Genomic DNA, 19,352 nt, shown 5'->3' with positions numbered 1-19,352 from the left:
AATGACGAGAGCTTTCGACGAAATGAACGGCGGCGGGTCGGGTGCGATCCGTGACAGCTACAAAACCCTGGCGGCGTGGCTGGAAAACGCGCCGGCAGATCTGTTGCAGGCGCGCTCGCGCCAGGCGGAGCTGTTCTTCCGCCGCATGGGCGTGACCTTCGCCGTGTATGGCGACGAGGAATCCAACGAACGCCTGATCCCCTTCGACGTGGTGCCGCGCATCATCGGCGCGGACGAATGGAGCGGACTGGAAAAAGGGTTGAAGCAGCGGGTCACCGCCATCAACGCCTTTCTGAAAGACATCTATGGCGCGCAGGAATGCATCAAGGCGGGCATCGTCCCTGCCGATCTGATCCTGACCAATCCGCACTATCGACCCGAGATGCAGGGCCGTCGGCCGCCGGGCGATGTCTGGTGTCATATCTCGGGCGTGGATCTGGTGCGCACCGGTGAAGACGGCTTCTACGTGCTGGAAGACAACTGCCGCACGCCGTCGGGGGTCTCCTACATGCTGGAGAACCGCGAAATGATGATGCGGCTATTCCCCGACCTGTTCGCGGAACATGCGGTTCGGCCGGTCGAAATCTATACCGACATGCTGCTGCGTTCGCTCCAGGCCTCGGCGCCGGCAGGGGCAGGGGCGGATCCGACCATCGTCGTGCTGACGCCGGGACCGTTCAACTCGGCCTACTATGAGCACAGCTTCCTGGCCGACAAGCTGGGGGTCGAACTGGTTCAGGGCACTGACCTGTTCGTCAACGACGACACGGTCTTCATGCGCACGACCGAGGGGCCGAAACGGGTCGATGTCATCTATCGCCGCATCGACGACGACTTCATCGATCCGCTGACCTTCATGCCGAACTCGACGGTTGGGGTGCCAGGGCTGATGTCGGCCTATTTCGCCGGACGGGTGACCTTGGCCAATGCGATCGGTACGGGCGTGGCCGACGACAAGGCCGTCTATACCTATATGCCCGAGATCATCCGCTTCTTCACGGGCGAGGATGCGATCCTGCAGAACGTGCCGACCTGGCGCTGTCGCGAGTCGGACGCCTTGAAAGAGGTGCTGGAGAAACTGCCGGAACTGGTGGTCAAGGAAGTGGGTGGATCGGGCGGGTACGGCATGCTGGTAGGGCCGACCTCGACCAAGGCCGAGATCGAGGCCTTCCGCGCCAAGCTGATCGCCGACCCCGACGACTTCATCGCCCAGCCGACGCTGAGCCTGTCGACCGCGCCGACGCTGAACGGCGGCGACCTGTCGCCGCGCCACGTCGATCTGCGGCCGTTCGTCCTGTCCAGCCCGGCCGGGGTGCGTGTTGCGCCCGGCGGCCTGACGCGGGTCGCGCTGAAAGAGGGGTCGCTGGTTGTGAACTCCAGCCAGGGCGGCGGAACCAAGGACACTTGGGTGCTGGACAACTGATGCTTTCACGCACTGCAGACAGCCTCTACTGGACAGGCCGCTACATGGAGCGGGCGGACTTCCTCGCGCGCATTCTGGAGGCCGCCATTCGCCTGGCCGCCCTGCCGGCCAAGGACCAGGCCACGGTCACGGCCTGGGCGGGCGCCATCGCCTCGTCGGGGGTCAAGAGCGGGTTCGACGCCTCGGGCCGGACGATCTCGGAGAAGTCGGTCCGCGAATATCTGGCCTTCGGCTACGACAACTCGACCTCGATCAAGGCCTGCATCACCAAGGCGCGGACCAACGCCCGTTCGGTGCGGACGGCCCTGACGATCGAACTGTGGGAAGCGATCAACGGCGCCTGGAACGGGCTGAACGAGTTGGGCGAGCCGACCAAGCGCGACGACTTCACCAACTTCCTCGACTTCGTGAAATCGACGTCCCTGGCGGTCGAGGGCGCCTCGTCGCGGACGATGTTGCGCAACGACGCCTACTGGTTCCTGCGGCTGGGGATGGCGATCGAGCGGGCCGACAACACCGCACGTCTGCTGGACGTGAAATATCACCTGCTGCTGCCGCCCGGCGAACGGGTGGGGGGACAGCTGGACTATTTCCAGTGGACGACCCTGCTGCGCGAGGTCTCGGCCCTGACCGCCTATCGCTGGGTTTACCGCGAGAGCGTGCGGCCCTGGCTGGTCGCGGATCTGCTGGTGCTGAACCGCCAGATGCCGCGTTCTCTGGCGTCGTGCCAGGGGATGATCGTCAGCTATCTGGAGCGGCTGGCGACCGACTATGGACGGCGCGGCCCGGCCCAGCGACTGGCCTCCAACCGCCTGACCCAGTTCAACGAAGCCAAGATCGAGGACATCTTCCAGTCCGGCCTGCACGAGTACATTCAGGGCTTCCTGAACCAGAACAACGCCCTGGCTGCGGCCGTCCAAGAACAGTATCTGGTCTGACATGCGGATCCGGATCGACCACTCCACCCGCTATGCCTACGCCCGCCCGGCGCGGTTCATCGTGCAGATGCTGCGGCTGACGCCGCGCTCGTGCGAAGGCCAGCAGGTGCGCGACTGGCGCATCGAGACCGATGTGGACGCCCGCCTGCGTCGCAGCGAGGACGCCTTCGGCAATGTGGTCCACAGCCTCTATACCGAGCGGCCGACCGACGCCCTGACCATCCGCGTCACTGGCGAGGTGGCGACCGTCAACACCGGCGGCGTGGTGCGGGGCCAGGCCGAACGGCTGTCGCCCATCGTCTTCCTGCGCGAGACGCCGATGACCAAGCCGGATGCGGCCATCGACGACTTCGCCCGCTCGATCCCCGAAGGCGCGACCTTGGGCCGGATGCATGCCCTGATGGGGGCGTTGAAGCAGGACGTGGTTTTCGAGGTCGGTTCGACCTCGGCCAGCCACACCGCCGCCGAGGCCTTCGCCCAGAGGCGCGGCGTCTGCCAGGACCACGCCCAGATCTTCATCGCGGCCGCGCGCCGGATGGGGGTTCCCGCCCGCTATGTCTCGGGCCACCTCAGCCGCCAGGACGGTCAGCACGACCAGGACGCCGCCCACGCCTGGGCCGAGGCCTGGGTCGAGAACCTGGGCTGGGTCGGGTTCGATCCGGCCAACGGCATCAGCCCGACCGAACACTATGTGCGCGTCGCTGTCGGCCTTGACGCGCGCGGGGCCACGCCGATCCGGGGGACCAGCTATGGCGGCGGTCAGGAGACCCTGACGGTCGCCCTGAACGTGCGGCCCGTGCAACAGACCCAGCAACAACTGCAGTCACGCGGATGGCCCTGATAGGCATGTCGCGCGAATCTGTTAGCTTCATCGAATTCGCAACGCGGGGAGCGGATAGAGCGAAGTGACCTATTGCGTAGGCATGCTGGTGGACGAAGGGTTGGCGATGATCGCCGACACGCGCACCAATGCGGGCGTGGACAACATCTCGTCCTACCGAAAGCTGCACATCTACAAGTCGCCCGGCGAGCGGATGCTGGCGGTGGCGACGGCGGGCAATCTGTCGGTGACCCAGACGGCGCTGGCCATGGCGTCGGCGGGCGTGAAACTACCCGATTCCATCGATGTCGAGACGCTGGAGACCGCGCCGACCCTGTTTCGCGCGGCTCAGATCCTGGGCCATGCGATGGCCAGCGTGCGCGCCAGCATCAATACGCCGCCGACCCCCACCGCCGACGGCCTGAACGTCACGGCCTCCATGCTGCTGGGCGGTCAGATCTCGGGCGGCAAGATGGGCCTGTATCTGATCTATGGTCAGGGCAATTTCATCGAGTGCGGGCCGGACACCCCCTATCTTCAGATCGGTGAGTTGAAATACGGCAAGCCGATCCTTGATCGGGCCCTGCACAGTTCGACGACCCTGTCCGAGGCGGTGAAGCTGGGGCTGATCTCGTTCGACTCGACCATTCGTTCGAACATCGCCGTCGGGCCGCCGCTGGATCTGATCGTCATGACGCGTGACCAGTTGAGCGGCACCGCGCGGCGCATCGAAGCCGACGATCCCTATTTCCGCGACCTGGGCCGTCGCTGGTCTGAAGCCTTGGCGGCCGCCCATCGCGCCATGCCTGATCCGACCTGGCTGGATCTGAACGCGGAGCCCGCCCCAAGGACGATGACCGTCGTCGGCTGATTAAGATTGCGATTTGTTCGCAATTCACTTGTGCGACAAAGTGAAGCTGGTTATTGCGACCGCATCGCAAAATCAGACCAAAAGGTCGCAACATTATGTCCGACTCCCGCGCCGCCTCCCTCCGTGCGCTTCTGTTCGCTTCCAGCGCCGCCGGCATGCTGATCGCCGCCCCCGCTCTCGCCGCTGACGCAGCCGCAGCCGCAGCCGCCGAAGACGGCGTGGTTGTCACTGCGGATCAGCAGCAGCCCGCCAACCTGGGCACGATCGACGTCAATGGTCAGCGCGTCCGTCGCGAACCGGAATCCTCCAAATACGTCGCGCCCCTGGTCGACACGCCGCGCAATGTCACCATCATTCCCCAGCAGGTCATCGAGCAGATCGGCGCGACCTCGCTGCAGGACCTGCTGCGCACCTCGCCGGGCATCACCTTCGGCGCGGGCGAAGGCGGCCAGCCCCTGGCCGACCGTCCGTTCATTCGGGGCCAGTCCTCGGGCAACAACATCTTCGTCGACGGCATCCGCGATTCGGGCGGCCAGCAGCGCGAGGTGTTCAACCTCGAGCAGGTCGAGGTCATCAAGGGCCCGGATTCGGCCTATTCCGGCCGGGGTTCGGGCGGCGGTTCGATCAACCTGTCGTCCAAGTCGCCTAAGCTGGTGGACTTCACCAATGTCTCGCTGGGCGGAGGCACGGACAACTACTGGCGCGGCACGATCGACCAGAACTGGGCCATCAGCGACAGCGCGGCCTTCCGCATCAACGTTCTGTCGGCCTCGGGTGATGTGGCGCGCCGCAACGCCGTCGATTACGACAAGCTTGGCGTCGCCGCCTCGTTCGCCGTGGGGATCGACACCGATACGTCCGCGACGCTTAGCTTCAACTACCTCGACAGCAACCAGATGCCTGACTACGGCATCCCGCTCTACACCAAGCGGGGCGGAGCTGCGGCTCCGCGGGAGAATGCCGAGGGCATCCTGGATGTCCCGTACGACACCTTCTACGGCCTGACTGCGCGCGACTATCTGAACAATACGGTCAAGAGCGTGACCCTGAAGCTGGAGCATCAGCTGACGCCGAACCTGACGCTGCGCAACAGCACACGCTACGCCGAAACCCTGAACGACTATGTGGTCACCAATCCTGGCGACGGCGGCAGCGCTGTCCTGATCGGCGACACCTGGTGGATGAAGCGGGGCCTCAAGTCGCGCTGGAACCCGGTCGATACGACCGCCAACGTCACCGAACTGTTCGGCACGTTCAACACAGGCGGCATCAAGCACAGCTTCAGCCTGGGCGCCGAGTTCACCCATGAGGTCAACGACAACGCCTCCTGGACCGTGACCTCCCTGACGGGAACCGCCTGTCCCGCGCCGCTGACCGGCGTGGACTGCGCGCCGCTCTACAACCCCAATCCGAGCGATCCCTGGACCGGGACCAAGGTCCTGGGCGCCGTTACCCGCAACACCACCGACACCAAGGCCATCTATGGCTTCGACTCGATCGAGATCGGCGACAAATGGTTGGTGAACCTCGGCCTGCGCTGGGACGACTATTCGGTGGACGGCGTCGCTTCGACGGGCGCGTCGGTCGCCGAAGCGTCATGGGATTTCGTCAACTATCAGGTCGGCGTCGTGTACAAGCCGACCCGCAACACAAGCGTCTACGGCTCGGTGTCTACGTCCTCGACACCGCCGCCCGTCAATGGAGGCGACGGCAACTCCAGCGCCACGCCGGCGCAATCGATCCTCGATCCGGAAGATACCACAAGCTACGAGATCGGGGCCAAGGCCAGCCTGTTCCGCGAGCAGCTCCAGCTCAGCATCGCGGCCTTCAGCCTGAGCCGAGAGAACGCTTCGGTCGTGGTCGACGGGTTCGCCCAGCCAATCGGTGAAGTCGAAGTCAAGGGCATTGAGATTGGGGTTTCTGGCAATATTACGCCGGCCTGGCAGGTGTTCGGGGGCTATACCTACCAGGACAGCGAACTCGTTCAGGGGGCCGACACTAACGTCAACGAGGGCGATCCGCTGGCCAACACGCCGCAGAACAGCGCCAGCTTGTTCACCACCTATCGCCTGCTGCCGAAGCTGGTTCTAGGCGGCGGCGTCTACTACGTTTCGAAGTCGAACGGCGGCAATCAGGGCGGCGCCGGCGGCGGCGCGAATGCGATCTACGCCCCGGCCTACACGCGTCTGGACGCCTTCGCCTCCTATGACCTGACGGATCGCGCCACCCTGCAACTGAACGTGCAGAATGCCGCGGATGAGGATTACATCATCCGCACCAACGGCGTTCACCACGCCGACCCGGCGCCGGGTCGTTCGGCCACCCTGGCCCTGAACCTGCGCTTCTAAAGGCCGCTCCCGCAGCCTATCCTGACGGCCCCGCGATCCCCCGCGGGGCCGTTTCTTCTTTCCGCGAGGCTCACGTGCTGCTGCAGATTCCGGAAGTCTTCTCCAAGGCCGAGGTGAAGGCCTTGCGCGCGCGGCTAGACGCCGGTCCCTGGAGCGACGGCAACGCCACCTCGGGCCATCAGTCGGCGACGGCGAAGAAGAACCTGCAACTGCCCGAGGATTCGGAGGTCGCCAAAGAGGTCTCGGCCCTGGTCGTTCAGGCGCTGAACGCCAATCCGATGTTCGTGGCGGCGGCCTTGCCGCACACGATCTTTCCGCCCCTGTTCAACCGCTACGAAGGCGGGGGCGAGTTCGGCCTGCATGTGGACAACGCCATTCGCCAGGCGCGGGGCGGGGGCGCTTTACGCATCCGCAGCGACCTGTCGGCGACCCTGTTCCTGTCCGAGCCGGAGGAATACGACGGCGGCGAACTGATCATCGAGGAGATGTACGGGTCGCAGTCGATCAAGTTGCCGGCCGGCGATCTGGTCCTGTATCCGTCCAAGAGCCTGCACAGCGTCACGCCGGTGACGCGCGGGGCGCGGGTGTCGTCCTTCATGTGGATGCAAAGCCTGGTGCGCGACGATGCGGATCGCGAGATGCTGTTCCGCCTCGACATCGCCACCCAGCGGGTCGCGGTGGACAGGGGGCCGAAGGATCAGGCTGTGATCGAACTGACCGGCGTCTATCACAATCTGCTGCGCCGCTGGGCCGAGGTCTGAGGCGCAAGGTGTCGCGGCGCTGTTGAATGCTATTGCAACCCGTTCGCAACAATGGCACAGCGACCCCGTGACCGAACTCGCCACACAGCGTCAGGCCGAAACCGCAGCCAAGGGCCCCAAACCCAAGGCGGCGCTGAACGGCGCGCGGTCGTTCTGGCTGAAGCAGCTTCATAGCTGGCACTGGATTTCGGCGGCGGTCAGCCTGGTGGGCATGATCCTTTTCGCCGTCACCGGCATCACCCTGAACCACGCGGCCTCGATCCCCGGAAATCCGGTGACGGTCGAACAGACCGAGACCCTGCCGGCGCCCCTGCTGGAGCGGCTGGCGGCCTTCCCGCAGGAGACGACCGATCCCGTCCCCGACGCCGTGGCGCGCTGGGCGTCCGAGGCGCTGAAGGTCGAGATCGCCGGCAAGCCGACGGAAACGACGCCGGAAGAGGTCTATGTCGCCCTGGCCATGCCGGGCGGCGACGGATGGGTGACGATCGACCGTTCAAACGGCGACACCCTGCATGAGAAGACCACCCGTGGCTGGATCGCCTACCTCAACGACCTGCACAAGGGCCGCAACGCCGGCTCGGTCTGGTTCTGGTTCATCGACGTCTTCGCCGTCGCCTGCACCATTTTCGCCCTGACGGGGCTGGGCCTGATGTTCCTGCACGCCAAGGGTCGGCCCTCGACCTGGCCGCTGGCGGCGCTGGGCCTGCTGATCCCCGTCGTCATCGCCCTGATCTTCATTCACTGACGAGTATTCCGATGCGCCTGCTCCCCATCGTCATCACCACAGTCGGTCTCGCCGCCGCCGCCGCGCCCGCCATGGCCGCCGACCTGACGGTGTCGGTCGAGATTCCGCGCCTGAACACCGCCTCCTATCACCGCCCCTATGTCGCCGTGTGGATCGAAAAGCCGGACCAGTCGGCCGAGCGGACCCTGGCCGTGTGGTATCAGCAGACCCGCAACAACGAAGGCGACGGCAAGGACTGGCTAAAGGACCTGCGCACCTGGTGGCGCAAGGGCGGCCGGGCCATGAGCCTGCCGGCCGACGGCGTGTCGGGCGCCACGCGCGCGCCGGGTCGTCAGACCGTCACCGTGCCGGCCGCGCGCCTGGCTGGCCTGCAACCTGGCCAGTACAACATCGTCGTCGAGGCGGCCCGTGAGTTGGGCGGCCGCGAGGTCGTGCGCGTGCCCTTCCGCTGGGGCGCCGCCAACACCGGCGCCGGAACCGGCTCCACCGAACTGGGCGCCGTGCGCGTCGCCGTCTCTCGCTAAGGATCATGACCATGAAGAAGACGATCGCTCTCCTCACGCTGGCCGCAGCCTTGGCCGCCCCCATGGCCGCTCAGGCGCACCGCGCCTGGCTGGCGCCGACCGCCACGACCCTGTCGGGCACGGACGCCTGGGTCGGTTTCGACGCCGGCATGTCGAACCAGGTGTTCAACCCCGACCACGCCGCCATGCGCCTGACCGGTCTGGCCATCACCGCGCCGGACGGTTCGGCGATTCAGCCCGAGCACGCCATGCAGGGCCAGTATCGCTCGACCTTCGACGCGCACCTGACGCAGAACGGCACCTACAAGATCGCCAATGTCATGGGCGGCGTCATGGCCAGCTACAAGCTGAACGGCGAACAGAAGCGCTGGCGCGGCGCGGCGGCCGAATATCCGGCGGGACTGCCTGAGGGCGCGACCGACGTGCAGGCGACCCGCACCGCCAGCCGCATCGAGACCTTCGTCACCTTGAACAATCCGACCGACACCGTCTTCAAGACGACCGGCGAAGGGCTTGAGCTGGTCCCCGTGACCCACCCCAACGACCTGGTCGTCGGTGAGCCCGCCACCTTCAAACTGCTGAACAACGGCCAGCCGGCGTCGGGCCTTGAGGTCACCGTGGCGCGCGGCGCCATCCGCTATCGCGACAATCCCGAGGAATCGACTGTCACGACCGGCGCCGACGGCGCCTTCACCGTGACCTGGCCGGAGGCGGGCATGTACTGGCTGAACGCCTCTGTCCGCACCGAAGGGCAGGGCGAAACCCTCGGTTCCAACGCCAGCTATGTGGCGGCGATGGAAGTCCTGCCCTAAGCGAAGGGCCATGTCAGACACGCCTCCCTCGCGCGGTTCCCGCGCCGCCCCGCCCACGGTCAATCTCGGCGACGCCAGCCCGCTGGCGGACCGTATCGACAACCGCGTGCTGGTGCCCGTCATCGAGGGCGCGCCGCCCCGTCCGCCCAGCGACCTGATCCGTTCTCTGGGCGGTCAGACCATGGGCACGACTTGGAGCGCGCGCGTGATCGCGCCGCCGAGCGTGGACGAGGCCGCGATCCAGGACGCGATCGAACAAGAACTGGCGGCCGTCGTCGGTCTGTTCAGCCCGTGGGAGCCATCCAGCGAGATCAGCCGGTTCAACAATGCGCCGGCCGGTTTCTGGGCGGTGTCGCCAGCGTTTTGGGACCTGCTGGATGCGGCGATGACCCTGGGCGACGAGACCAACGGGGCGGTCGATCCGACGCTTGGAGCGCTGGTCGATCTGTGGGGTTTCGGCCCGCCTGGACCGCGCTCGGCCCTGCTGCCGGTGCCGTCCGACGAAGAGATAACGGCGGCCATGGCCGTGTCCGGCTGGCAGAAGCTGCGGCTGAATCCCGAGGCGCGCGGCGTGATGCAGATGGGCGGAATGAAGCTGGATTTCTCCGGCATCGCCAAGGGGCATGCGGTGGACCGGGTGTCCGACCGGCTGATGGCGATGGGCGCGACCTCGCACCTGATCGAGATCGGCGGCGAGTTGAAGGGACGCGGCGTCAAGCCGGACGCCCAACCCTGGTGGGTCGAGATCGAGCGGGTCGAGGGTTCGCCTGCACCTCACACCGTGGCGGCCCTGTTCGATTTAGCCGTGGCGACCAGCGGCGATTATCGCCGGGCGTTCCGCCACGACGGCCGGCTGTATCCCCACACCCTCGACGGTTCGACGGGCCGTCCGGTCGGCAACAATCTGAGCTCGGTCACGGTGCTGCACGCCTCAGCCATGATGGCCGACGCCTACGCCACGGCGCTGACGGTCATGGGGCCGTTCGACGGGCCTGAGTATGCCGAGGCGCTGGGCCTGATCGCTCACTTCGTCGAACGCACCGAACGCGGGCCCGTCGAGCGGATGACGCCGGCCTTCGCCGCGATGATGGACGATCCCGACGGAGTTGGGCCGGGGTGACAGCCGATCCGCAGCGCTGGCTGTGGGCGGTCGGGGCGTTGGTGCTTTGGCTGGCCCTGATCGCCGTCATCGTCTGGCGCGAACGTCGGGCCAGGGCGGCGGCGCGTGCGAGGTCCGACGCCTTTGCGGGCGCTGGGGCCGGGGGGGGCGAGGGGCAGGCGGTGTTGATCGCCTACGCCAGCCAGACGGGTTTCGCCGAGGAACTGGCTTGGATGACGGCATGCGCCTTGAGCGACGGCGGCGTGGGCGCGCGCGTCCTGTCCTTCGCCGATCTGAACGCCGACATGCTGAGGGCGACGGACCGCGCGCTGCTGATCGTCTCCACGACAGGCGAAGGTGATCCGCCCGACAGCGCGGCTCGGTTTGTGCGAAAGACCATGGGCGAGGCGGCGGACCTGTCCGGTCTTCGCTTCGGCCTGCTCGCGCTGGGCGACCGCAGCTACGATCAGTTCTGCGGCTTCGGCCATGCGGTGGATGGCTGGCTGAGACGCTCGGGCGCGCAGGCCCTGTTCGACACGGTCGAGGTCGACAACGGCGAGGCCGGCGCCATCCGCCACTGGCAGCACCAACTGAACCAGATCACAGGCAGCGTCACCGCCCCCGATTGGACCCCGCCCGCCTACGACCCCTGGCGGTTGGTCGAACGGACCCTGGTCAACCCCGGCAGTCCGGGCGGCGAGGCGTATCATCTGGCGTTCGAAGCCGTGGGCGCGGCGCCCGACTGGTCGGCCGGCGACATCGCCGAGGTCGGCCTGCCCGAGCGGGACGGCGTCACGCCGGGCTCGCGCGAATATTCCATCGCCTCCCTTCCGTCGGACGGCCGGGTCGAGTTCCTGATCCGCCTGATGCGCCATCCCGACGGCGCGCCGGGCCTGGCTTCAGGCTGGCTGACCCAAGACCTGGCCCTCGGCGGTGAGATCGGGATGCGGCTGCGCACCAACCGCAGCTTCCACGGCCCGGCGGACGAGACGCCGATGATCCTGATCGGCAACGGCACGGGGATCGCCGGGCTGCGCGCCCATCTGAAGGCGCGCACGGCGGCGGGCGGGGCCTGGCTGTTGTTCGGCGAACGGACGCAGGCGCACGACGCCTTCTTCGATGCGGAACTGCAGGCCTGGCGGGCGTCGGGCGTGCTGCGTCGGCTGGACCGGTCGTTCTCGCGCGATGCGGGCGACGGTCGGTATGTGCAGGATCTGGTCGCTGCGGCGTCTGACGACCTGCGCGACTGGGTGGCGCGCGGGGCGGCGATCTATGTTTGCGGCAGCCTGGAAGGCATGTCCCAAGGCGTCCATGCGGCGCTGGAAAATGCGCTGAGTGCGGATGGGATGCTGACGATGCTGGAAGACGGTCGCTATCGGCGGGATGTGTACTGAAACTTCAAAAGGCCCGTCATCCTAGGCCTTGTGCCTAGGATCCATACGCTCCGTCGATGACGGTGAGCCACGGCCGTCACCGGGAATCTGGATCCTCGCCACAAGGGCGAGGATGACGGTGTTTAAATTAGCTAAGACGCCCCAGCAGCTCCGCCGCGAAGGTGGACAGGGTGTCGTCCCGCGCGCCCATGACGATGATGCGATCTCCCGGCTGAGCGATTTCCACGATGCGGTCGCCGCAATCCGCCCGCGTCGCCAGCGCCTCGGCTTGGCGCTCAGCGGCGCGGACGCCGGAGGCGATGTCCTCGGACCCGACGCTGCGGTCGGTGGTGCCGCCGTAATAGACCGGCTCGGGCATCAGCAGCACGTCGTCCTCGCGCATCAGGCCGGCGAAACCGTCGATGAACTCCGACTTCATCAGCTTCAGCGGGCCGAAACCATGCGGCTGGAACAGGATCAGCAGGCGGCCGTCGAAGGCGTGCAGGGTCTTCAGCGTGGCGGCGATCTTGTCGGGGTTATGGGCGAAGTCGTCGATGACGGTGATGTCGTTCGCGGTTCCGACCACCTCCATGCGGCGACGGATGCCGGCGAAGCTTTCCAGCGCCTTGACCGCCTCGCTCGTCGGCACGCCCAACGCCCTGGTCGCACCCAGCGCCGCCAGGGCATTGGCGACGTTGTGGGCGCCGGGCACGTTCAGGATCACGTCGTGCTCGCTCCAGCCCTCGATCAGGCGGAACTTCATGCCCGTCGGCAGGGGCTGGAGGTCATGGCCGGACAGATCGGCCTTCTCCTCGCCGAGGCCGAAGGTGATCGCCTTGCCGGCCGGCAGCGTCTGGGCCAGGGCCGCCGTCTCGACGTTGTCGAGGTTCAGCACCGCTGTCGTCGCCCGCGCGGTGAAGCCGCCGAACAGGTCGCGCAGTTCCTCCATCGACTTGTGGTCCAGCGAGATGTTGGACACCACGGCCACCGTCGGATCATAGCCGGCGATGGAGCCGTCGCTCTCGTCCACCTCCGACACGAACAGGTCCGGGCCGCCGATCAGGGCGCTGGCGAACGGATGGTCGGCGTCGGCGAAGTTCTTCATCACCGCCCCGTTCATGACCGTGGGGTCGCGGCCCGTCTGGTGCAGAATCCAGGCGATCATGCCGGTGATGGTGGACTTGCCGCTGGTGCCTGCTACGCCGATCGAGGTGGGGGCGGCGTTGAAGATTTCGCTGAGCAGCTGGGGCCGGGTCTTTATGATCGCGCCGGCGCGTTTCGCCGCCCCGATGTCTGGCACGGTGTCCTCGATGGCGCCGGTGGCGATCACGGTCTGATCGGCGCGGGTGACGCCCGACCCGTCCTGGGGGTGCAGGGTGACGCCGTGGGCGCGCAGCCAGTCGAACTTCTCGGGCGTGCGGCCCTGATCCAGCGCGCGGTCGGAGCCCTCGATGGTCGCGCCGCGCGCCTGAACGATCATGGCCAGGGGCAGCATGCCCGACCCGCCGATGCCGCAGAAGAAATAGGAGGCGTCTTGGTTCATGCCCCCTTAGAACAGGGGATCGGGCCGGTCCGCCAGTGGGGATCGCAAAAACGACGAAGAAGGCGCGCGTGGCGACCAATAGCTTCAAGATCGGCGTCGTCTGCGCCAGTTCGCGGTTTTCGAAAGAGCGCGCCGAGGCCGTCGAGGCCTGGATGACGCAGAACCATCCCGACCGCGACGTGGCGGTCGTCTTTCACCCCGCCAGCTTCCTTAAACACGGCCATTTCGCCGGCGACGACCGGGCGCGGGCCGATGCCTTCGTCGAGTTCGCCAACGACCCGCGCATCGACGCCATCTGGTTCGCGCGCGGAGGATACGGTTCATGCCGCATCGCCGACGCCGTGATCCCGCGCCTGGGCGCTGTGGCGCGCAAGAAGCGCTACATGGGCTATTCCGATGCGGGCAGCCTGCTGGCCGGGATGTACAAGGCCGGGTTCGAACATCTGGCGCACGGGCCGATGGCCTCGGATTCGGTGCGCGACGACGCGACGGCGCGCGGGGCCTTGTCCTGGCTGACCACCGGCCGGACCGACTGGATCGAGCCGTCGCTGGCGACCGATCCGCGACCGGCCGTGGCGTTCAATCTCACCATCCTGAATGAGCTGACCGGCACGGCTCTAGAGCCGGATCTGTCCGGTCACGTCCTGATGCTGGAGGAGGTTTCGGAGGCCGCCTACCGGATCGACCGGATGATGTTTCATTTGACGAGCCAGGCGAGCATTCGGCGTGTGGCCGGAATTCGCCTGGGGCGTGTTTCGGATGTCACGCCAAACGATCCCGATTTCGGACAGACTCCCGAGGAGATCGTTCGATACTGGTGCCTGAGATCGGGCATAGGTTTCCTCGGAAACGCCGATATCGGGCACGACGGCGCCAACAAGGTCGTGCCCTTCGGTCGCCCGTGAGGCGAAGTGCACGCGGCGCAAAAGACACAGTCTCGCCACGATCCGCCGACGGAAACCGGTAGCCCTCTCGACAGAACGCCGGTCCTGACTTCAGATGCCGGTCCGCGAGGCGTTAGGACTTCGTTAGCCAAGGCGTTGGGGGACGCGGCGGTTTACGCCTTCTGCGATGCGGCGGTTCGTTCGGATATCGGGGGATACCCGGACGAGCCGCCTGATCGTCCTCCATCCATCGACGTAGAGGCCGCTTGGCCCTAAGGATCGCGGGTGCGTTTCGACGAAAAATTCATCGATGAACTGAAGGCCCGCCTTCGGCCGTCCGACGTGATCGGGCGGACGGTGAAGCTGAAACGTCAGGGGCGCGAATACGTCGGCCTGTCGCCCTTCTCGAAAGAGAAGTCGCCGTCGTTCTTCGTCAACGACGACAAGGGGTTTTTCCACGACTTCTCGTCCGGGAAACACGGCGATATCATCTCCTTTTTGCAAGAGACGGAGCGGCTGAGTTTCGTCGAGGCGGTGCAGCGTCTGGCCGGTGAGGCCGGGATGCAGCTTCCCGCCGAGGACCCCAAGGAGGCCGAGCGCGAGCAGAAGCGGGCGGGCCTGTCGGACTGGATGGACCTGGCCCAGAAATGGTTCGCCGCCAATCTGCGCCGCACGCCGGGCAAGGCGGCGCGCGAATATCTCGAGAAACGCGGTCTGCCCGAAGATCAGTGGGAACGGTTCGGCCTGGGCTATGCGCCCAACGACCGCGAGGGGCTGAAACAGGCCCTGGTTCAGCGGGGCGCCAAGCCCGCCGAACTGGTCGAGGCCGGGATGCTGATCTCGCCCGAAAGCGGCGGCCAACCCTATGACCGGTTCCGCGACCGGCTGATGTTCCCGATCCTGGACGCGCGCGGGCGGATCGTCAGCTTCGGCGGCCGGGCCATGAACCCCGACGACCGGGCCAAATATCTGAACGGACCGGAGAGCCCGCTTTTCCACAAGGGCGCCACGCTTTACGGCCTGCCCGAGGCGCGCCGGATCCTGGGGGCGGAAAGCAAGAACGACCAGGCCATCATCGTCGTCGAAGGCTATATGGACGTCATCGCGTGTCAGCGCGCGGGCCTGCCGGCCGTGGCGCCAATGGGCACGGCCCTGACCGAAGAACAGATGGAGCGGCTGTGGCGGGTGTCGTCCGAGCCGGTGTTGTGTTTCGACGGGGATGCGGCGGGCCTGCGCGCCGCCTATCGCGCCATCGAGCGGTCATTGCCGCTGCTGAAGGCTGGGCGGTCGTTCCGGTTCTCGCTGCTGGGCGCAGGACAGGACCCCGACGATATCCTTCGCGAAAAAGGCGCGCCTGCCCTGCGTCAGGCCCTGGCCGACACCCATGGATTCGCCGAGGTGCTGTTCCGTCGCGAACAGGATCTGGAGCCGCTGGACACGCCGGAGCGCAAGGCGGGCTTCAAGGCGCGGCTGCGCAACACCGCCTCGGCCATCCAGGACAAGGATTTAGCCGAGCAATACCGCCGCGACTTGTTCGACCGCTTCGACGCCCTTTTCCCCCGCAGTCCTCCTCGCGCGCCCTGGTCGCCGGGGCAGGGCAAGGGGCGGTTCGGCGGCCCGCCGCCCAAACTGGGCCAGACGGCGGAGGGCGCGCAGGCGATGCAGTCGCTATTCCGAGCCATCGAGCCGGTGCCGGCCGCCCTGGCCCACGGCGCCATCGACGACCCCGAACGAATGGACGACCATCTGGAGGAGATCGCGGCCCATGGTTTCGGCGACAAGGGGCTGGATGGACTGGCCCAGGAACTGGTTCGCCTGCGTCTGTCGGGACATAGCCTTGACTCTGCCGCCCTGCGACGCCATCTGGCGCAATCGGGTCATGATGCCTTAGTGCGCGAGGTCGAGAAGGCGGCGGCAAAGTCCGGCGCGCCTTTCCTGGCCGCAAATGCGCCCCTCGCCGAGGCAAGGGTCCGATGGTCGCAGGCGTTCGACGCTTCGACGCGGGTCGCCGCGTTGGAGGACGCCTTGGCTCATGCACGTGATGTGCCTGGGCAGGATGAGGCGTTTCGCCGGCTTAAGGCCGAGCGGGATGCGCTTCGCCGTGCGATCAAAGCCGGGACGATTTGGGAAGACAGCGCGGGCACGTAACCTTACGGCCCGCCAGGCATTGTATTTTTCGCCGGGGCGGATTGATCACCCCCTCCGGCTGGAGACAGACTGACTATGAACGCACAGACCGAGACGCAGGACACCGAGGTTTCGACCGATGGACCCCTGCTCGATCTGACCGACGCCGGCGTCAAGAAGTTCATCAAACAGGCCAAGGCCCGTGGCTATGTGACGATGGAGGAGCTGAACAAGGTCCTGCCGTCCGAAGAAGTCACGCCCGACGCCATTGAAGACACCCTGGCCATGTTGTCCGAGATGGGCGTCAACGTCGTCGAGGCCGAGGAGGACGCGCAGGAGCAGCAGTCCACCGACGTCGCAGCCGCCGCCGGCACCGCCGTCGCCGAGGCGCCCGCCAAGGCCGCCTATGACCGTACCGACGATCCGGTTCGGATGTATCTGCGCGAGATGGGTTCGGTCGAACTGCTGAGCCGCGAGGGCGAAATCGCCATCGCCAAGCGGATCGAGGCCGGTCGCGACGCCATGATCTCGGGTCTGTGCGAAAGCGCCCTGACCTTCGAGGCCATCATGGTCTGGCGCGACGAGCTGGAGAACAACCGCATCCTGCTGCGCGAGGTCATCGACCTCGACGCCACCTATGGCGTGCTGAACCCCTCCTCCCTGCCGGGCGCCGCTCAGCCCGAGGCTGAGGCGGAAGAAGAAACCGAGGAAAAACCGGCGGCTGAAGCCAAGCCCGAATCCGACGACGACGATGACGACGATGACTTCGACGACGGCGGCGGCATGTCGATCTCGGCGCTGGAAGCCGAGCTGCGCGATGGGGTGATGGAGGTCCTGAACCTGATCGCCGCCGACTTCGGCGCGTTCCGGGGGCTGCAGGACAAGCTGGTCCAGACCCGTCTGAAGGGCGAGGTGCTGAGCGCCAAGGACGAGAAAGCTTATCGCGCCCTGACGCTGTCCATCTCGGACCGTCTGAAGACGATGAAGCTGAACAACAACCGTATCGAGGCGCTGGTCGAGCAACTGTATGCGATCAACAAACGCCTGATCGGTCTGGAAGGCCGCCTGCTGCGTCTGGCCGACAGCTACGGCATTTCGCGTCCTGAGTTCCTGAAGGCCTATTTCGGCGCCGAACTGGACCCGACCTGGACCGACCGTATCAAGGAACAGGGCGTGCGCTGGACCAAGTTCAGCGACAATGAAGCGGCGCAGATCGCGACCATCCGCGGCGACGTCGCCGCCGTGGCGCTGGAAGCCGGCCTGCCGATCGACGACTATCGCCGCATCGTCCAGACCGTGCAGAAGGGCGAGCGCGAAGCCCGGCAAGCCAAGAAGGAAATGGTCGAGGCCAACCTGCGCCTCGTCATTTCCATCGCCAAGAAATACACCAACCGCGGCCTGCAGTTCCTGGACCTGATCCAGGAAGGCAACATCGGCCTGATGAAGGCGGTCGACAAGTTCGAGTACCGTCGCGGCTACAAGTTCTCGACCTACGCCACCTGGTGGATCCGCCAGGCGATCACCCGATCGATCGCCGACCAGGCGCGGACCATCCGTATCCCGGTGCACATGATCGAGACGATCAACAAGATCGTCCGCACCAGCCGCCAGATGCTGCACGAGATCGGCCGCGAGCCGACCCCGGAAGAGCTGGCCGAAAAGCTGGCCATGCCGCTGGAAAAGGTGCGCAAGGTTCTGAAGATCGCCAAGGAGCCGATCAGCCTCGAAACGCCGATCGGCGACGAGGAAGACAGCCACCTGGGCGACTTCATCGAGGACAAGAACGCCGTCCTGCCCATCGACGCCGCCATCCAGTCGAACCTGCGCGAGACCACCACCCGCGTGCTGGCCTCGCTGACGCCGCGTGAGGAACGGGTCCTGCGGATGCGTTTCGGCATCGGCATGAACACCGACCACACGCTGGAAGAAGTCGGCCAGCAGTTCAGCGTCACGCGCGAACGGATTCGTCAGATCGAGGCCAAGGCGCTTCGCAAGCTGAAGCACCCGAGCCGGTCGCGCAAACTGCGGTCCTTCCTGGACAGCTGATACGATCAGGGGCGGCTCCGACGGGGCCGCCCTTTTTCATGGCGGACGACATGGGCCGAAAGCACGTCAACCCGGTATGGCGTCCGCCAAAGCCGACCTTCCGCAAAAGGTCTGCGCCGCCTGCGGCCTGCCGTTCGCGTGGCGCAAGAAGTGGGCGCGGGACTGGGAATATGTGCGGTTCTGCTCGGATCGCTGTCGGGCGAAGGGCGCGACCAAAGACCGGCGATAGACGGCTCTCCGCGTCGTGACCACGGGCGGGGCGGGAATCAGATAGCGTCCCGGCGATGTCATCTGTATCCCGCGTTTCGCCCTTTCTTATCTGCCTCAGCGTCGTGCTGATCCTGAGCGCCTGCGTGCGGCGGCCGCCCGAGCCGTTGCGGCCGTCACCCTATCCGTCGCGCACCGAGGCGCCCCTGGTCGGGGGGCTGGTGGATCGGTTGATCGATGGGGGCACGCAAGGCGCGGTGGTGCGCGAGGGGCGGGACCTGGGGCGGTGCCTAGCCGAGCTGAACGCCGCGCGGGTGCGGTTCAGCCCCGTGCCGGATCGCCAGAACACCGCGACCTGCGGCCTGAGCCAGGGCGGGGTGCTGGGCGCCGACCTGGGGACGGTGGCGCGCATGGCGCCGGGCGAGGTGGAGATGACCTGCCAGACGGCGCTGGCGCTGAGCATCTGGCGTCGGCAATCGCTGGAGCCGGCGGCGCGCGAGATCCTGGGCTCGGACGTGGTCCAGATCGATCACATGGGCGCCTACGCCTGTCGCAACGTGAACAACGGCGTGGGATCGAACCGCATCAGCGCCCATTCCCAGGCGGCGGCGCTGGACTTCGCCGGGGTGCGGCTGAGGGACGGGCGGCGGATCACGGTGGCTAGGGACTGGAACGGCGACACGGCCGAGGCGCGCTTCCTGCGCCGCATCCGCGATGACGCCTGCCGTATCTTCGGCACGACGCTGAGCCCCGACTACAACGCCGTCCACCACGACCACCTGCACCTGGAGGCGACGGACACGCGCTTCTGTCGATAGACCGAAACCGGAC

General features: G+C 66.6%; 17 protein-coding genes. 16 read left to right on the top strand and 1 reads right to left on the bottom strand.

Annotated features, from left to right (window positions below):
- The first annotated feature begins 1 nt into the window (after position 1).
- The 11 genes from ACZZZD_RS07765 to ACZZZD_RS07715 all read left to right on the top strand — a co-directional run bounded on the left by ACZZZD_RS07765 (position 2) and on the right by ACZZZD_RS07715 (position 11,735).
- Entirely contained in the window at positions 2 to 1,423 is a 1,422-nt protein-coding gene (locus tag ACZZZD_RS07765) for a circularly permuted type 2 ATP-grasp protein (RefSeq protein WP_463434041.1), read from the top strand.
- The gene (locus ACZZZD_RS07760) at positions 1,423 to 2,361 is read left to right on the top strand and encodes an alpha-E domain-containing protein (protein ID WP_135193667.1); all 939 of its coding nucleotides are present in this window, start codon (positions 1,423 to 1,425) and stop codon (positions 2,359 to 2,361) included. The genes ACZZZD_RS07765 and ACZZZD_RS07760 overlap by 1 nt, the downstream gene beginning before the upstream one ends.
- Before the next feature lies 1 nt (position 2,362).
- Positions 2,363 to 3,202: a transglutaminase family protein gene (locus tag ACZZZD_RS07755; protein ID WP_463434037.1), complete on the top strand. Its 840-nt coding sequence runs from the start codon at positions 2,363 to 2,365 to the stop codon at positions 3,200 to 3,202.
- Between the two features lie 64 nt (positions 3,203 to 3,266).
- Complete coding sequence (locus ACZZZD_RS07750) at positions 3,267 to 4,052, top strand: peptidase (protein ID WP_463434035.1); 786 nt, start codon at positions 3,267 to 3,269, stop codon at positions 4,050 to 4,052.
- 95 nt (positions 4,053 to 4,147) lie between these two features.
- Positions 4,148 to 6,400, top strand: coding sequence for a TonB-dependent receptor (locus tag ACZZZD_RS07745; protein ID WP_463434033.1), 2,253 nt, complete (start codon positions 4,148 to 4,150; stop codon positions 6,398 to 6,400).
- Positions 6,401 to 6,474: 74 nt separating this feature from the next.
- Positions 6,475 to 7,161 carry a Fe2+-dependent dioxygenase gene (locus ACZZZD_RS07740; RefSeq protein ID WP_463434031.1) on the top strand — a complete coding sequence of 229 codons (687 nt, stop codon included), beginning with the start codon at positions 6,475 to 6,477 and terminating at the stop codon, positions 7,159 to 7,161.
- A gap of 67 nt (positions 7,162 to 7,228) precedes the next feature.
- Positions 7,229 to 7,906 (top strand): PepSY-associated TM helix domain-containing protein, encoded by a 678-nt coding sequence (locus ACZZZD_RS07735; RefSeq protein ID WP_463434029.1) that lies wholly within the window; start codon positions 7,229 to 7,231, stop codon positions 7,904 to 7,906.
- Between the two features lie 11 nt (positions 7,907 to 7,917).
- Positions 7,918 to 8,430: a DUF2271 domain-containing protein gene (locus tag ACZZZD_RS07730; RefSeq protein ID WP_463434027.1), complete on the top strand. Its 513-nt coding sequence runs from the start codon at positions 7,918 to 7,920 to the stop codon at positions 8,428 to 8,430.
- Positions 8,431 to 8,441: 11 nt separating this feature from the next.
- Positions 8,442 to 9,242, top strand: a complete 801-nt coding sequence (locus ACZZZD_RS07725; RefSeq protein ID WP_463434025.1) for a DUF4198 domain-containing protein — start codon at positions 8,442 to 8,444, stop codon at positions 9,240 to 9,242.
- Between the two features lie 10 nt (positions 9,243 to 9,252).
- Positions 9,253 to 10,362 (top strand): FAD:protein FMN transferase, encoded by a 1,110-nt coding sequence (locus tag ACZZZD_RS07720; protein WP_463434023.1) that lies wholly within the window; start codon positions 9,253 to 9,255, stop codon positions 10,360 to 10,362.
- Positions 10,359 to 11,735 (top strand): sulfite reductase subunit alpha, encoded by a 1,377-nt coding sequence (locus ACZZZD_RS07715; protein ID WP_463434021.1) that lies wholly within the window; start codon positions 10,359 to 10,361, stop codon positions 11,733 to 11,735. Before ACZZZD_RS07720 ends, ACZZZD_RS07715 begins: the two co-directional genes overlap by 4 nt.
- A gap of 127 nt (positions 11,736 to 11,862) precedes the next feature.
- Here the strand turns inward: ACZZZD_RS07715 and ACZZZD_RS07710 are convergent, their stop codons facing one another.
- A complete protein-coding gene (locus ACZZZD_RS07710; RefSeq protein ID WP_463434019.1) occupies positions 11,863 to 13,257 on the bottom strand; it encodes a UDP-N-acetylmuramate--L-alanine ligase in 1,395 nt (464 codons plus the stop codon).
- A 68-nt stretch (positions 13,258 to 13,325) separates the two neighbouring features.
- On the opposite strand from ACZZZD_RS07710, the gene ACZZZD_RS07705 reads away from it, so the two are divergent.
- From ACZZZD_RS07705 to ACZZZD_RS07685, 5 genes are all read left to right on the top strand, one after another.
- Entirely contained in the window at positions 13,326 to 14,162 is an 837-nt protein-coding gene (locus tag ACZZZD_RS07705; RefSeq protein ID WP_463434018.1) for an LD-carboxypeptidase, read from the top strand.
- 264 nt (positions 14,163 to 14,426) lie between these two features.
- Positions 14,427 to 16,289, top strand: coding sequence for a DNA primase (gene dnaG / locus ACZZZD_RS07700; RefSeq protein ID WP_463434016.1), 1,863 nt, complete (start codon positions 14,427 to 14,429; stop codon positions 16,287 to 16,289).
- A gap of 75 nt (positions 16,290 to 16,364) precedes the next feature.
- A complete protein-coding gene (gene rpoD, locus ACZZZD_RS07695) occupies positions 16,365 to 18,314 on the top strand; it encodes an RNA polymerase sigma factor RpoD (protein ID WP_463434014.1) in 1,950 nt (649 codons plus the stop codon).
- Between the two features lie 76 nt (positions 18,315 to 18,390).
- Positions 18,391 to 18,543, top strand: a complete 153-nt coding sequence (locus tag ACZZZD_RS07690; protein ID WP_463434012.1) for a DUF2256 domain-containing protein — start codon at positions 18,391 to 18,393, stop codon at positions 18,541 to 18,543.
- Between the two features lie 55 nt (positions 18,544 to 18,598).
- Positions 18,599 to 19,339: an extensin-like domain-containing protein gene (locus ACZZZD_RS07685; RefSeq protein ID WP_463434010.1), complete on the top strand. Its 741-nt coding sequence runs from the start codon at positions 18,599 to 18,601 to the stop codon at positions 19,337 to 19,339.
- Positions 19,340 to 19,352 lie beyond the last annotated feature (13 nt).

It is taken from the genome of Brevundimonas sp. AC546, from assembly GCF_979258305.1.
Note: the sequence above shows the minus strand (reverse complement) of the source record. Positions and strands in the feature narration are given on the sequence as shown.